This window comes from Bacillus sp. iso_77 (assembly GCF_056173625.1).
The window spans coordinates 792,983-806,544 of the sequence record NZ_CM149683.1; the positions used below are offsets into that span (position 1 = coordinate 792,983).

At 40.1% G+C, this 13,562-nt stretch carries 15 protein-coding genes; 10 read left to right on the forward strand and 5 right to left on the reverse strand.

Annotated elements, in window-relative coordinates; genetic code table 11:
• Entirely contained in the window at positions 1–1,122 is a 1,122-nt protein-coding gene (yfkAB, locus tag AC0VYC_RS03905; RefSeq protein WP_178929604.1) for a radical SAM/CxCxxxxC motif protein YfkAB, read from the reverse strand.
• Between the two features lie 147 nt (positions 1,123–1,269).
• Here yfkAB and AC0VYC_RS03910 point away from each other — a divergent pair, with 147 nt between their 5' ends.
• Together AC0VYC_RS03910 and pdaA are read left to right on the forward strand one after the other, a co-directional pair.
• Entirely contained in the window at positions 1,270–1,461 is a 192-nt protein-coding gene (locus AC0VYC_RS03910; RefSeq protein ID WP_003218031.1) for an SE1561 family protein, read from the forward strand.
• A 102-nt stretch (positions 1,462–1,563) separates the two neighbouring features.
• A complete protein-coding gene (pdaA, locus tag AC0VYC_RS03915; RefSeq protein WP_039168013.1) occupies positions 1,564–2,355 on the forward strand; it encodes a delta-lactam-biosynthetic de-N-acetylase in 792 nt (263 codons plus the stop codon).
• Positions 2,356–2,586: 231 nt separating this feature from the next.
• Here the strand turns inward: pdaA and AC0VYC_RS03920 are convergent, their stop codons facing one another.
• The 3 genes from AC0VYC_RS03920 to AC0VYC_RS03930 form a co-directional block, all read right to left on the reverse strand.
• The gene (locus AC0VYC_RS03920; RefSeq protein WP_338704768.1) at positions 2,587–3,081 is read right to left on the reverse strand and encodes a DUF2716 domain-containing protein; all 495 of its coding nucleotides are present in this window, start codon (positions 3,079–3,081) and stop codon (positions 2,587–2,589) included.
• 33 nt (positions 3,082–3,114) lie between these two features.
• Positions 3,115–4,074, reverse strand: coding sequence for a magnesium/cobalt transporter CorA (gene corA, locus AC0VYC_RS03925; RefSeq protein ID WP_007496624.1), 960 nt, complete (start codon positions 4,072–4,074; stop codon positions 3,115–3,117).
• 131 nt (positions 4,075–4,205) lie between these two features.
• A complete protein-coding gene (locus tag AC0VYC_RS03930) occupies positions 4,206–4,712 on the reverse strand; it encodes a stress protein (RefSeq protein WP_475389499.1) in 507 nt (168 codons plus the stop codon).
• 433 nt (positions 4,713–5,145) lie between these two features.
• Here AC0VYC_RS03930 and AC0VYC_RS03935 point away from each other — a divergent pair, with 433 nt between their 5' ends.
• Together AC0VYC_RS03935 and rlmD are read left to right on the forward strand one after the other, a co-directional pair.
• Entirely contained in the window at positions 5,146–6,015 is an 870-nt protein-coding gene (locus AC0VYC_RS03935) for a DNA-3-methyladenine glycosylase family protein (RefSeq protein WP_047946520.1), read from the forward strand.
• 102 nt (positions 6,016–6,117) lie between these two features.
• On the forward strand, positions 6,118–7,503 hold the full coding sequence (gene rlmD, locus AC0VYC_RS03940; protein ID WP_373422529.1) for a 23S rRNA (uracil(1939)-C(5))-methyltransferase RlmD: 1,386 nt from the start codon (positions 6,118–6,120) through the stop codon (positions 7,501–7,503).
• Between the two features lie 270 nt (positions 7,504–7,773).
• Here rlmD and AC0VYC_RS03945 read toward each other — a convergent pair whose 3' ends face one another.
• Complete coding sequence (locus AC0VYC_RS03945; RefSeq protein ID WP_039168010.1) at positions 7,774–8,136, reverse strand: DUF1433 domain-containing protein; 363 nt, start codon at positions 8,134–8,136, stop codon at positions 7,774–7,776.
• A gap of 50 nt (positions 8,137–8,186) precedes the next feature.
• Between AC0VYC_RS03945 and AC0VYC_RS03950 the strand changes: the two genes are divergently transcribed.
• The 6 genes from AC0VYC_RS03950 (at position 8,187) to AC0VYC_RS03975 (ending at position 13,376) form a co-directional block, all read left to right on the forward strand.
• Entirely contained in the window at positions 8,187–9,602 is a 1,416-nt protein-coding gene (locus AC0VYC_RS03950) for a hypothetical protein (protein ID WP_039168007.1), read from the forward strand.
• Positions 9,603–9,614: 12 nt separating this feature from the next.
• A complete protein-coding gene (locus tag AC0VYC_RS03955; protein ID WP_039168005.1) occupies positions 9,615–9,920 on the forward strand; it encodes a hypothetical protein in 306 nt (101 codons plus the stop codon).
• Between the two features lie 322 nt (positions 9,921–10,242).
• The gene (locus tag AC0VYC_RS03960; protein WP_436853396.1) at positions 10,243–10,653 is read left to right on the forward strand and encodes a DUF6508 domain-containing protein; all 411 of its coding nucleotides are present in this window, start codon (positions 10,243–10,245) and stop codon (positions 10,651–10,653) included.
• A gap of 26 nt (positions 10,654–10,679) precedes the next feature.
• Positions 10,680–11,198, forward strand: coding sequence for a hypothetical protein (locus tag AC0VYC_RS03965; RefSeq protein WP_436853395.1), 519 nt, complete (start codon positions 10,680–10,682; stop codon positions 11,196–11,198).
• Between the two features lie 136 nt (positions 11,199–11,334).
• A complete protein-coding gene (locus tag AC0VYC_RS03970) occupies positions 11,335–12,162 on the forward strand; it encodes a MerR family transcriptional regulator (protein ID WP_025206945.1) in 828 nt (275 codons plus the stop codon).
• A gap of 26 nt (positions 12,163–12,188) precedes the next feature.
• Positions 12,189–13,376 carry an MFS transporter gene (locus AC0VYC_RS03975; protein WP_475389502.1) on the forward strand — a complete coding sequence of 396 codons (1,188 nt, stop codon included), beginning with the start codon at positions 12,189–12,191 and terminating at the stop codon, positions 13,374–13,376.
• Positions 13,377–13,562: the final 186 nt, after the last annotated feature.

A 13,562-nucleotide genomic window follows, 5' to 3' on the forward strand; every position in this document is an offset into this window, starting at 1 on the left:
TTACCCCCTGGCTGTACGAGAAGTAAAATCAACATCTTGATAATAACTGTTTTTCACAAGAACATTCGGACCAAGGCATTGCACACTTGGGCAATGACAATTCAGTTCTTTTGCCAATTTTGTGTTCATCCAGCGTGTATAAGCTGATTGCAACGTATCAGTTTCAATATTTCCTAATGGCGGTGTATCGCCAAAGTCTGTCACAATAATATTCCCATCAAAAATATTCACATTCAACCGTGAACGGCCATCAGGGTCATTTCGTACTGTCACATTTTTCGCTTGACGCAATCGAGCCAAGAGGCGCTGGTCTTCTTCATCTGTGCTGCATGAATAAAATGGCAATGTGCCAAACAGCATCCATGTGTTCTCATCACGAACATCGAGCAACTGATGAATCGCATCCCGCATTTGCGGAAGCGACAATGATTCAAGGGCGCTGGCAAAATCACTTGGATACATCGGATGAACTTCGTGACGCTGGCATTTCATCTCGTCCACGATTTGACGATGGATGTGTTCAATATAAGGAAGCGTACGCTTATTCAGCATCGTTTCAGCAGATACGGTTACACCCGCTTTCACAAGTGCTTGACTATTCTCAATCATGCGGTTAAACAATTTCTCGCGCTGCTCAAAGGTTGGCTTTCGGTCCATCATTGCAAAACCAACCGTAGCAAACTCTTCGACAGTTCCCCAGTTATGTGAAATGTGTAGGACATCCAAGTATGGAATAATCTCTTCATATCGAGCCAAATCAAGTGTTAAATTCGAATTAATTTGGGTACGGACGCCGCGTTCATGGGCATACTTTAATAAAGGAACGACATATTCCCGTACAGATTTCAGAGACAGCATCGGCTCTCCGCCTGTGATGCTAAGGGAACGCAAGAGCGGTACTTCATCTAAACGGCGAAGCAGTAAATCGAGTGGCAGTGCATTCGGATCTTTTGGCTGCAAAGTATAGCCAACCGCACAGTGCTCACATCTCATGTTACACAACGTCGTTGTCGTCAATTCAATATTTGTCAGCTTCATTTCTCCGTAATCCTGCACATCGAGATAGGCTTCCCAAGGGTCGAATGCAGGTGTAATCGGACGAAGTGCTGTTTTTTGGTTCATGGTATCTATCTCCTTTTCATTCGGGCAAACATAGACCCGCCAACAGTTAATTTTAAGCCCCATCACCGTTATACGCAAGAGGGGACACAATTGATTTACAAAGGAAAAAAAGATAAGCTATAAACAAATGCTAAAGGGAGTGTATCTATGGGCAAGGCAGCAGACAGCAAAGAGCAGCAGGTTGATTATTTAAAGAACCGATTAGATATGTTTATGAATGTGATTGATTCATTAGATCCTGAATCCACAGACGTTGAGGATATAGACAGACTCATCCAGATGATCGACGACCTGGAAGCGAAATATGAACGGTTTAAAACCGATTGGAAGGAAGAATAGCTCGCGCTGATGCGGGCTTTTTTCTTTAAATTGGCAGGTCAAAAAGTGTATGAGTACCCGGTATATTCTGCACAATAGAAGAAAAACCGGGAAGTGACGTAAATGAAAAAATGCATACTGATCTGTCTATGTGCGCTTTTTGTATCGATGCCTTTTTCAAACTTAGAAGCCGTGTCTAATCAGCCGATTCATTGGGGATTTGCTAAAAGCAAAGAGCACAAGCCAGCAGATGCCGGCAAGGAACTGACGACACTCTTAAAGAAATATGATGCTTTCTATTTAGGAAATACGAAAAAGAAAGAGATTTATTTTACATTCGACAATGGCTATGAAAATGGGTACACACCCAAAATCTTGGACGTGCTGAAAAAACATCAAGTACCGGGCACCTTTTTTGTGACTGGGCACTTCGTAAAGGATCAGCCGAAGCTCGTCAAACGTATGGCAGAGGAAGGTCATATTATTGGCAACCATTCCTATCACCATCCAGATTTAACAACAAAGAGCACGAAAGAAATCAAAGAAGAGCTAGATCGTGTCAATGAAGCGGTATACAAAATCACAGGAAAACAAGATAACCTCTACCTTCGTCCACCGCGCGGGGTGTTCAGTGAAAGGGTACTAAAGGAAACGAAACAGCTTGGCTACCAAACCGTTTTCTGGTCAGTAGCGTTTGTAGATTGGCATATCCACCATCAAAAAGGAAAACAGTATGCGTACAATCAAATGATGAAACAGGCGCATCCGGGTGCCATTTACTTACTTCATACCGTCTCAAGGGACAATGCCGAGGCACTTGATGATGCCATCACTGCTTTAAAAAAACAAGGATATACCTTTAAAAGCTTAGACGATCTCATGCTTGAAAAAGTATGGCATCTCCCTCAGCTATAGAAAAAGCTTGCAGACACTGCAAGCTTCAGCGTGTAGCCAAACCCTCGCATTCGCCCGCAGTCCTGCGTGCTGGTGCTCACGAATGTGAAATTCGCTCCGCGCCAGTACTCGTCCTTCCTAGACTGCAAAGGTTTTCTATCACGCTGAAACGAAGACAAAGGGCTAAAATCAAGTTCATTTTAGCCCTTTGTCAACAATCTGAGGCTTGCAGACATCTGCAAGCTTTTTGACTTATCCTTCTCTTATTTTACGCTGGAACAAAAGGGGACGATGACGAGTAAAGGAGTCAATCAAGCCCTCACCGAAAATCGTGATGCTTTGCTCCCAAGGATGTCCTAGTAAACCCCAGGTCATCTCTTTCGATAAAAAGAAATAGTAATCCCCATTTGGGAGCACAGGAACTCTCCATTCTCCAAATTCATCTTTTTCAAATGAGCCGTATGGTGTGATCCAATAGCATTCGTGCTGCCAATCAAGTACCTGCATATATTCGTCCGTTCCGGTGATATTCTCCTGAAAAGACAGCAGTGCCTTCTTTTCAAGGTCTTCATCCGCACTTAGGAGAGAAGGGTCCTCGAAATAAGCAGAGATATCATATGTGATGTAAGGAGATAGTGCTTGAAAACCGGGAAAGCGAGAGATGCTTGGGTTAAATTTAAACTTTTGATCAAATGTCTTCCATGCGTACTTTAGTTCTTTGTCTGTCAGTGGAATCCAGTTTTCCATAGTATCTCCCTTTCAAGCACTTCTCTCAAAAAACTATTTGAAAATCCTAAACCATCCTTTATGTTTAAACCACAAAAGCATCCCTGAGACAAGCAAACCCATGAAAATCAGTACGCCAAAATAGCCATATTTCCAGTGTAATTCAGGCATGTTATCAAAGTTCATCCCATACACCCCAACAATAAAGGTCAGAGGAATAAAAATCGTCGAGACAATGGTCAGTGTCATCATGATGGCATTCATTCGATTGGAATTTAGTGTTTGATAGCTGTCTCGTAAATCGGCTGTCATATCACGGTTTGACTCAACGATTTCTGTTAGTTTCAATAGATGATCATAAATATCATTAAAATATGCTTGCCGGTTTGCATCGCTTTTCATCATATTCGTGTTCACAATTCGATATAAGAGGTCCCTCATCGGGATAATGGTTCTGCGCAGTTTGAGCAAATCGGATCGAATACCGAATACTTCGTTCATTAATGTACCATACGTTTTATGCCCTTCTTCATCCTCGATTTCATTGAGCCTGTCCTCAATTTGATAAATAATAGGAAAATAATCATCGACGAGCTGGTCAATCAGCATATAAGCCATATGCTCTGGACCGCTCTCTCGTGCTTTATCAGACCCTTTGAGCTTTCGGATGACTCGATCAATGTAGGGTGCTTCCTTCAAATGAAAAGTAACGATATAGTTTTCTCCAACAAACAGGTCGACTTCTTCAGATCGAAGTGTTTTTTGATTGAGGGCATGAAGGACGAAAAATAAATACCCTTCATAAAAATCAAGCTTTGGCCGCTGTAAATAATGGAAGCAATCTTCAATCGCAAGCGGATGGAACTGAAAAAATTCCTTTAACAGTGCTGCTTCCTTTTCCGTTGGCGCATAAAAATCAATCCAATACCAAGCAATATCGGGGCTTGAAAGCTGCTGCAATGTTGCATGTTCAATCAAGTCGCCGTTTTTTGTCACTGCAAGTTTTTTCAGCATGTGCACCCCTCCAGACTTGCATTATATCATGAAGCAGCAGCGGTGAACTTATACGTTTTCACCATAAAAAAGCCGATCTCATCGCTGAGATCGGTCCAATGTGCGTGTATGATTGATGGATAAAGCGAGAATTAAGGACGATGGAAGTTGACGAAACCACCGTTACGGTCGAACCAACCTCTAAATGCCCAGTTGATGTAACCGCCATCACCTTTGTTTGTGAAAGATCCATTTTCAAATACCCAAACTCCGTACGTAATGCTTCCGTATTTAACAGTAGCAAACGTTTTAACACCGTTGAAACGAGTCTCATAGCCTTGGCTTAAGTTAAAGACCATGACATTGTATTTTGCGCCAGCAGCATAGAAAGCAGACTCCATTAATCCTTTGACAAAGCCTTCACGGTTCGTGTTAGCATTTGCAGCATTAATTAATGCATTGGCAATTCCAAGTACGTCAAAGTTAATGTTAACATTTGTCGCATTTGTTGAAGCTTTACCTTCAGCAGCTTTGTTTAACACAGTTTGCTGAATAGTTGTTGAAACTGGAGCAGTTTTTTGCTCAGCAGCGTCAGCGAATACTGGTAGTGTCGAAGAAACAGCAGTGGCAAGGGCAACAGAAAGAATTGTTTTTTTCATTGGTCGGATCTCCTTTGTTTTTAAATTTTGGGTCTTCTTTTAGTAAAACGTGAAACTAGGTGAAGCCGGTTATCAATGAGGTAAATATGTTCCTGCAAGATGAAACAAATGATTGCCTAATCCGCTAATTCCTTTGTTCACCTCCTTGATATGTCATAATTATACAAATATTTTTGAGATAGAAGATATCACCCATAGGTTCTATTTCTAATTTAAGGAAAATGATCCTAAAATGTTGAAGATTGCTGTCGAATTTTAGCTGAATTCGACTAAAAATTTTCATCTATCCAAAAGGAGAATGACCATAAATAAGGAAGATATAACTGATAAATTCTTGTACTCTTTATATTTAAAAGTATTCAATATAGAGAATCATTCATGCAAAGTGAAACAATCACATCTGCGTGTGTTGGCAGAAAGGAAGAGGAAAAACATGTGGGAAAAACACCTATTGGTTGAACCGCCCTATCACTTCGATCAAGTGCTGAGACGTTTGTCGAGCGATCCATTAAAGGCGGTCGATCTGGATAAAAGAGAAATCAAAGTACCGATGAGGCTGAATCATAAACCGTACGTTGCAGTCGTTCAAGCGACAGGAACAAAAGAAGCGCCTTCGTTCCGGATACAGGCTAACGGGCCGGAGGAAGCGATCCTTTCTGAGGTGAAGCGGATATTTGGCATGGAGCATCAATTACACGCCGTGCATGACCATTTTGCTCAAACAAATCTTGCGCCCATTTTTGAACGTCATATCGGAACGCCGCTTATGCTGGATTTCCATCTATATCATTGCTTGATGAAATGCATCATTCATCAACAGCTCAATCTTGCCTTTGCTTATGAGTTGACGAAACGGTTTGTTCATACGTATGGTGAGCAAATCGACGGCGTCTGGTTTGACCCTTTACCGGATACCATTGCATCACTTGAAACCGACGATTTGAGAAAACTGCAATTCAGTCAGCGAAAAGCGGAATATGTGATTGATGTCTCAAAGCGAATAGTGAGCGGCTCTCTGAATTTAGAAGAATTACACGACTTAACGGATATTGAAATTGAAGAACGTCTGCTTCCGATTAGAGGGATTGGACCTTGGACGGTTCAAAATGTCCTCATGAATGGACTAGGAAGACCAAATCTCTTTCCAATGGCAGATATCGGGATTCAAAATGCGATCAAACGTCACTTTGACCTGCCAGTAAAGCCAACAAAAGAAGAGATGGCAGTTTTAAGCAAGGAGTGGGCACCGTATTTAAGCTACGCCTCCCTTTATTTATGGAGAAGTATAGAGACAGATAAATAATTGAAAGGCATTTTCGCTCTTCGTCTAAGTCGTGATATACTATTCAGATGGAATAAAATGAGGACAACCGATAAAGGTTTAAATAGAACGGAGAGAATAAACGTGAAAGAAAAACAGCAAGGAGCCCTTCTGCAAAAGGGGCAACAGTTCCCGCTTACCATTAAACGCCTTGGCATTAATGGGGAAGGGGTCGGTTATTTTAAAAAGCAAGTAGTCTTTGTCCCAGGTGCACTTCCAGGTGAGGAAGTAGTAGTTGAAGCAACGAATGTCCAAGCGAAATATGCAGAAGGTACGGTGAGGAAAGTCCGCAAGCGCTCAGAACATCGAGTGAAACCGCCGTGCCCAGTATACGAAGAGTGCGGAGGCTGTCAGCTTCAGCATTTGGCATACGAGCAACAATTAAAGGAAAAACGCGATATTGTCATTCAATCAATGGAGCGTCATACAAAGCTGTCGGTTGAAAAGATCGATATTAGACCAACAATCGGTATGGAAGATCCGTGGCACTACCGGAATAAAAGTCAGTTCCAAGTCGGAAGATCACATAGCGGCGACATCATCGCAGGGCTTTATGGGCTGAATTCTCATAAACTTGTTCCGATCAAGGAATGTATCGTCCAGCATCCGAAAACGAATAAAACAACAGGCGTCGTCCGCAAAATTTTAGAGAAATTCGGCGTATCTGTCTACAATGAGCGGACAAGAAAAGGCGACGTGCGCTCGATAGTTGTGCGTGTCGGCTTTGAAACAGGTGAAGTACAAGTCGTTCTTGTCACATCAAAGCCTGAGTTTCCAAAGAAAAAAGAAATCGCCGAAGCCATTCAAAAACGTCTGCCAGAAGTGACGTCTATTATGCACAATATCAATGGCGAAAAAACGTCAGTCATCTTTGGGCATAAAACATCGCACCTAGCTGGCAACATGGTCATCCAAGAATTTTTAGGAGACGTCTCCTTTGAATTGAGTGCACGGGCTTTCTTCCAATTGAATCCGAAGCAGACATTAAAGCTTTACGACGAAGCGAAAAAAGCAGCCAAACTGACTGGAAAAGAAAAGGTAGTCGATGCGTATTGCGGCGTTGGAACTATTGGAATGTGGCTCTCAGATGGAGCAAAAGAAGTAAGAGGTATGGATGTTATCAAAGAATCAATTGATGACGCGAAGAAAAATGCCAAAAAACACGGCATGAAAAACGCAACTTATGTGACAGGCACAGCTGAACACTGGCTGCCAAAATGGGTCAAAGAAGGCTTCCGTCCCGATGTTATCGTCGTCGACCCGCCAAGAACAGGCTGCGAACGCACTTTCCTAGACACCGTTAAACAAGTCAAACCAAAACGCTTTGTCTACGTCTCTTGCAACCCATCTACACTAGCAAAAGACCTCGAATACATGTCAAAAGACTACAAGATCGAATACATGCAGCCAGTGGATATGTTTCCGCATACGGCGCATGTGGAGTGTGTGGTGTCTTTAGTCCTTAAATAATAGTGGGCAAAGAACCGCGAAAGGCCATTATGATCATTTAACCTTCTAATATGAAGTAATCACCAAATTTTTTTAAGTGAGCATAAATATCACCAGTCATGTTTTATCAATGGAAGTTTTATATGAATATATGCATGGTGTTATCGCAGATGGTATATATGGTCCAAAACCAAAGAAAAAGGCGCAGCTCAAAGCCTTCTTGAAGTAAACAAATAGTCCCCTTGAAATTCCAAGGGGACGTTTTTGTTTATTCGATGATTTATCCTCTTTTTAATACTCGCATACTTTATCTTCGCACTCGGGTTTTTCTTTAGCATCAACAATAAATGAACCTACTTCATCGTTTGCCTTATCATATATTCCCCAAATTTTTTTGTCCTTGTTTCCATTTAAATAACCATTAATTGAAATGCCCCCCATTGGGTTTACCTCATAATCATCAGTATAATCAATTCGTTTAATGTCATTATAGTTTGTTTTAATAAAGTCAGTCATTCTTTTCTTAGCCAAGGAATACAATTCTTCTTTTTTAGCTTCTTGGGCAGCTGTTTTTTTGTCGTGTTGTTCCTTCATAAATATCCCTCCAAGTGTTATAATAACCAAAGTCATAAGGATAATTATGTATTTTTTCATAAAACCATCCTTTCTATCTTAGATTTTACATGAGAGAAGGGGCATTGTACATGAATACAAAGACTGACATACCTAATTTATCAGATAAGGACTATTATTTTCTAAGCCAAAATACATATAATGAAAAGATAATGCAAGAAGCCTATGAAAATAAAATTCCAATCCAAGTTAGATCAAAAAAAGCTTTTTATGTAGACAAAATCAAAAAAGACCCAGACACAGGGCTAGATGTTTACGTATTTGTCCAAGCCAAGAAAAAAGAAGGTAAATGGGTTAAACCAAAAGAGCCTGAGAATGTTGTCGTAGGTTTTCAAGGAACCAATCAAGAACAAATCAAAGCTGACGTGATAGGTGCAGATGGCGGCAACGTGGTAATGGGTCAAGACCCGAAAAAGAAAGTCAAATACATCATGAAAAAAGAGGCACCTGAAAACTCTAAAGCGATTACCAAGTATAACGGTAGTATGGAACAAGCCATGTTGTTGAAAAGTGGAGATTACAAAATTGTCACTAAGACATCTCAATTTGATCAAGGTGATAAGCTCGTCGCCAATGAAGTGAAAAAGTATGCTGGCACTAATACAGTGATTTCAACAACGGGTCACTCACTTGGAGGGGCAGATGCGGAATACGCTGGTGTAAACAATCATGTTTACAGTGTAGCCTTTAACAACCCTTCCATTGTTAAACTGCATGATGAAGAAACACAGAAGAAAATCAGAAACGGCGAATTTGATTTGTATCATAAAGCCATCATTAATCCTGATGATATGGTGGGGGCAGGTTGGTTGTTAGAATATGACAGACACAACGGAACGACAATTTATACGAAAAATCCTAGTCAATCACGAAGAGAGCGTATAGATCGGTTTGTGTCACCGCTTGGTGTTCCTGGGGTTTTAGGAAATTTAATTACTTCCTTCTATGGCCAAGCATTCGCAAAAGATCCGGATACTCATAGTTTAAATGAGTCGAACTTTACTTTTGATAAGAATGGTCATATCAAAAGTGTGGATGGAAGCAAAGGTGTTTATAACCAGAATATCGAATCATTTTCATCTTATTCAGGTATGAATGGACAAACCATCAAAGTGGATGCCAAATATGCAAAAGAATTAGCTCGTCGATTACAGGCAGCTATCGAAGACTTAAAAACAAAAAAACAAGCAATTGAACAATTCCCACATGATCACAGCAAAATGGTGTATGACGTGAAATCTATTTGCGGAAAAAGGTTAGGGGAATTCAAGGATTTAGATCCAAGTGACGTTGAAAAAGCTATATTGTTTCACGCCCCTTTTGTGAAAGATGGAGCAGCATTTTATGACTCAGAAGAACAGTATCAAACTGAGGCTTCTCTACATTATTTGATTAGAGATTTAGAGGATATTAGTGAGTTTATTGTGAAAATGGCGGAGGATTTAAAAGATAAGGATAATGAATTAGCAAGATGGTTACGGTTGTAAGGGGGATTTCAATTGCCATATGGGGTTAATATGGATGCAGATGAGTTTTACAGAAGATTACAACAGAATGAGGAATTAAAAAAAATTGTAGGTTCAAGTTTAAAAACGCATTGTCAGCATCTAAAAGAAGACACAAAACATGCGTCAGACTTTTCTTCAGCACAACAGGTTGTAGCTGAAGTGTATGTTGCTTTACTCTCTTCATTTGAAGGAAAAGCTAAGGATGCATTGATACAAAGACTCAATGAAAATGCGAAGATGCTGACAAATGCCACAGAGAACAGAAGTGCCTTTCTAAGAACTATAAAGACAAAATAGTGAACATAACCTCTTCGCAACGATGTGACAGAGGTGTTTTTTTATTTGGGAATCGTCTTATAAATTCCTTGACGCTTTATTCACATCTGGTATCAGCTTATTATTTAATATGACACATAAACGTTGACAAGCAAGATGATTAATACCGTGCATGTGAAGACAGTTGTATCGATGGTACGAGTGTAAAAAGTGAAATGAATAAAAATGGTTCGTGACTTGAATACTGGCTTCTAGTTTGTACGATCATCACGGACTTTTTTATTAACTTATTGAGAGAGATCGATCAAAGAATTTTTAATTCATGGAAAGGTGGAGGATGAGATTGAGCCAATTTAAAATCTTAACAAACTATATCCCTATGCTTCAAGGCGATGATATTGGTGAATGGGTCATAGATCAAGAAAATGACGGAACAGCGGAACATCCGATTCAGATGCCCTTTGTGAATTATTCCGAAACGGTCCGTCGTTTTATCGAGGATGTCTATACCTTTGCAGAACAACATCAAGAAATGAGGCTTACCCGCTACAGTGAGATCCTCAAAGAAAATGGTATTGAGGGTGGAACGAACGATATGGAGAATGTGGACACCTCAAATGTAAATGCGCAGTGTGTACTGGCTCTCATCATGGGGGTTCTGAGAGCTGAACGATTTTGCGAGGGTGTCATACTCGATTTTTTTACAAACGGAACTATTGTCAAGTGGCTTGAAAGATTGGAACGTTTGGAGTAAGAGAGACTAGATTTCGGGGTGATCAAATGAAAAACAAAACAGATGTAGCCCACATGTTTCCTCCTACGAAAATAGAAGAAATTGATCATATTTTATTATATGATCTTGATGCAATAAAAATGGAAAAAGAAGATGAACGTATAAAATTCATTTTACAAGATCCCTATTGTCCTGATAAACATCATATTCACAGTGTGTATGTCATCTATAAAAGGTCTATACTCAATTTACTTGAAGGTAGGATTCGTTCTATTCATAGTCATGAATTCATGACTGCTAAGAAAAAGGAGCGAACGATTTCTATAGAAGATATAGAATATGTATTAGAGATCGCTACAGTTGTGGTTCTTGCAAGTGAAAATAATGGAATATTGACGAATTATTTTTATAGTGGAGTCGGACAAAGGTTAGATTGTATTTTTAATCTATGCTTAGGTTATTCAACAGATTTACAAAAGAAAGAACATAAAGTAAGTTTGCAACGATTTATGGATGATATAAAGATTGTTGAAGAGATGGGATTGTTAGAAAAAATAGTAGGATAATGAGCAAAACCTAGATGTTAGAGAAATCTAGGTTTTTTTTTGTGCTTTTGAAAAATTTAATCAACTTCTTGTTGACCTTCCCCTTAACTGAAAGGTTTATACTGTGATCAGATCAACAAATCGGAGGAGATGCAGGATGTTCAAGATCGGCGATTTTTCTATGTTAAGTAAAGTGCCTGTCAAAACCTTAAGGTATTACGACCAAATTGATTTATTAAAGCCTCAGCAGATCGATCAAGATTCGGGATACCGTTATTACTCAGCGGAGCAGTTACTTGAGGTCAATCGAATTTTTCTCTATAAGGAATTAGGCTTTACGTTAAAGCAAATGGGGCAGCTTCTTCGTGAAGATATCTCAGTAGAGCAAATTCAGGGCATGTTTCTCTTGAAAGAGAGTGAGATTCAGCAATTGATCGAAAGAGAACAACAGAAATTAGCCCGTATTAAGGAGCGGATGCATCTCATCAAACGAGAGGGGTGTGTTGAAAAAGAACAGGAGGTCATCATTAAATCTGTTGAAAGTAAACGCATCATGTCTTTTCAATCCAACGGAACTGTTGAAGAAATCCCTTCATTCTTTCAAATGTTTCATCATTTATTACATAAACATCAACAAGAATCGATCTCGGGACCACAAGTAGTGTTATGGAGAGAATCACTGGATAAAGAAAGTGAGTTCGAATTTGAGGTGGGGTATTCCGTCAAATCGTTAAGGTGCTCGCTTCCTCAGGGAATGACAATTCGCACGTTACCTGCAGAAGACACCATGGCAACACTCTTATTTCATTCACATTCTCCATCCGCACAAACTGCTTGTGTTGACCTGGCGACATGGATTGAACATAACGGATACCGCGTGAAAGATGATCAGCCGGGCCGAGAAATCTATTACCCATTGTCAGAAAATGAAGAAGGCAGACTCATTGAAATTCAAATTCCTATTAAGAATGAAATCAAATCGTAAACATGGCCCAAAGGAGAAACGTCACGATGCAAAATAAAACCGTTGTCTATTTACTTGCTTTAGCAGCTTTTTTAATCGGAACGATCGAATACATCATTACTGGCATTATTCAAATGGTCGCACATGATTTACATGTCACAACGTCTACTGCTGGCTTATTGGTCACATCTTTAGCACTTTCGGCCGCAATCGGTGCACCGATTGTCATCGCACTGACCATCAATATGGACCGCAGAAAAATATTAACATGGACGCTGATCACTTTTATTTTAAGTAACTTCATCACAAGTATCAGCCATTCGTTTGAAATGGTCATGATCACAAGAATTTTACAAGGAATCAGTGGGGGAACGGCGATTGTAGTGGCGATGGCGGTTGCAACTCGTCTTGTAGAACGGGAAAAAAGAGGAACAGCGATTGGCATCATTTTAATGGGATTAAGCAGCTCCTTGGTTTTAGGCGTTCCAATTGGGACATTTCTAAGCAGTATGATCGGATGGAAAGCATTATTCGCAGCCATTGGAGTGATCACGCTTATTCCGCTGATTGTGGTGTATAGGCGAATCCCCTCTATGAAAGAACAAGAGCCGGTGACGCTTCGTATGCAATTATCGATTTTAAAAGATAAGCGGATATTACTTGCGGTGGCAGTGACGCTATTTTATGTAGGTGGATATTCCACGTTATTTACCTATTTAACGCCCTTCCTGCAAGCATCAGCAAACCTTAACATCACAGAAATCAGTGGCATTTTGTTACTAGCGGGAATATGTAGCTTTTTAGGGTCAAGCCTTGGAGGGATGGCAGCAGATAAAAAAGGGCCAATCTTCACGATTTTTTCTGGCATCATCTTGCAAATCATGATGCTCATGCTACTAGCATTTGTCACAGGGAATCTCGTGATCATGGTGGCTGTTATCATGATATGGATGATCGCAACATGGAGTACATCACCAGCTCAGCAGCTATATCTAGTAACCCTTGTTCCGAAATCTCCTGATATCGCATTAAGTGTCAATACATCATTTATTCAATTCGGATTTGCTTTAGGCTCGGGGTTAGGGGGGATTGTATTGAGCAGGACATCTATATTGCACCTGAGCTGGATCAGTGCTGGAACGGTTCTTCTCGCTTTACTCATGACCATCTTGATGGTGGCGTTTGACAGAATCTCTCAGCAGAAGAGTTTGAAGGTGATGGAGCAAGGAAGGTAACATATTCAGTTTTTTATTGTGGGAACTACTTATCTCGGGTAGTTCCTTTTTTTGATTTGAAGAATGCACCAGTTGAGGAAGTTTATTTGCTACAATAGTAGTAAATATCCAAAGATTTTTAAGGGTTAATAACAAATTACTCTAAAAATGAATGCCGAAAAAGTACTGCTAGACAGGAGATATACA

What these genes read in the sequence shown, in the direction of transcription:
- yfkAB (WP_178929604.1), bottom strand. Translation starts at nt 1,122, where the DNA reads ATGAACCAAAAAACAGCACTTCGTCCGATTACACCTGCATTCGACCCT.
- AC0VYC_RS03910 (WP_003218031.1), top strand. Translation starts at nt 1,270, where the DNA reads ATGGGCAAGGCAGCAGACAGCAAAGAGCAGCAGGTTGATTATTTAAAG.
- pdaA (WP_039168013.1), top strand. Translation starts at nt 1,564, where the DNA reads ATGAAAAAATGCATACTGATCTGTCTATGTGCGCTTTTTGTATCGATG.
- AC0VYC_RS03920 (WP_338704768.1), bottom strand. Translation starts at nt 3,081, where the DNA reads ATGGAAAACTGGATTCCACTGACAGACAAAGAACTAAAGTACGCATGG.
- corA (WP_007496624.1), bottom strand. Translation starts at nt 4,074, where the DNA reads ATGCTGAAAAAACTTGCAGTGACAAAAAACGGCGACTTGATTGAACAT.
- AC0VYC_RS03930 (WP_475389499.1), bottom strand. Translation starts at nt 4,712, where the DNA reads ATGAAAAAAACAATTCTTTCTGTTGCCCTTGCCACTGCTGTTTCTTCG.
- AC0VYC_RS03935 (WP_047946520.1), top strand. Translation starts at nt 5,146, where the DNA reads ATGTGGGAAAAACACCTATTGGTTGAACCGCCCTATCACTTCGATCAA.
- AC0VYC_RS03945 (WP_039168010.1), bottom strand. Translation starts at nt 8,136, where the DNA reads ATGAAAAAATACATAATTATCCTTATGACTTTGGTTATTATAACACTT.
- AC0VYC_RS03950 (WP_039168007.1), top strand. Translation starts at nt 8,187, where the DNA reads ATGAATACAAAGACTGACATACCTAATTTATCAGATAAGGACTATTAT.
- AC0VYC_RS03965 (WP_436853395.1), top strand. Translation starts at nt 10,680, where the DNA reads ATGAAAAACAAAACAGATGTAGCCCACATGTTTCCTCCTACGAAAATA.
- AC0VYC_RS03970 (WP_025206945.1), top strand. Translation starts at nt 11,335, where the DNA reads ATGTTCAAGATCGGCGATTTTTCTATGTTAAGTAAAGTGCCTGTCAAA.
- AC0VYC_RS03975 (WP_475389502.1), top strand. Translation starts at nt 12,189, where the DNA reads ATGCAAAATAAAACCGTTGTCTATTTACTTGCTTTAGCAGCTTTTTTA.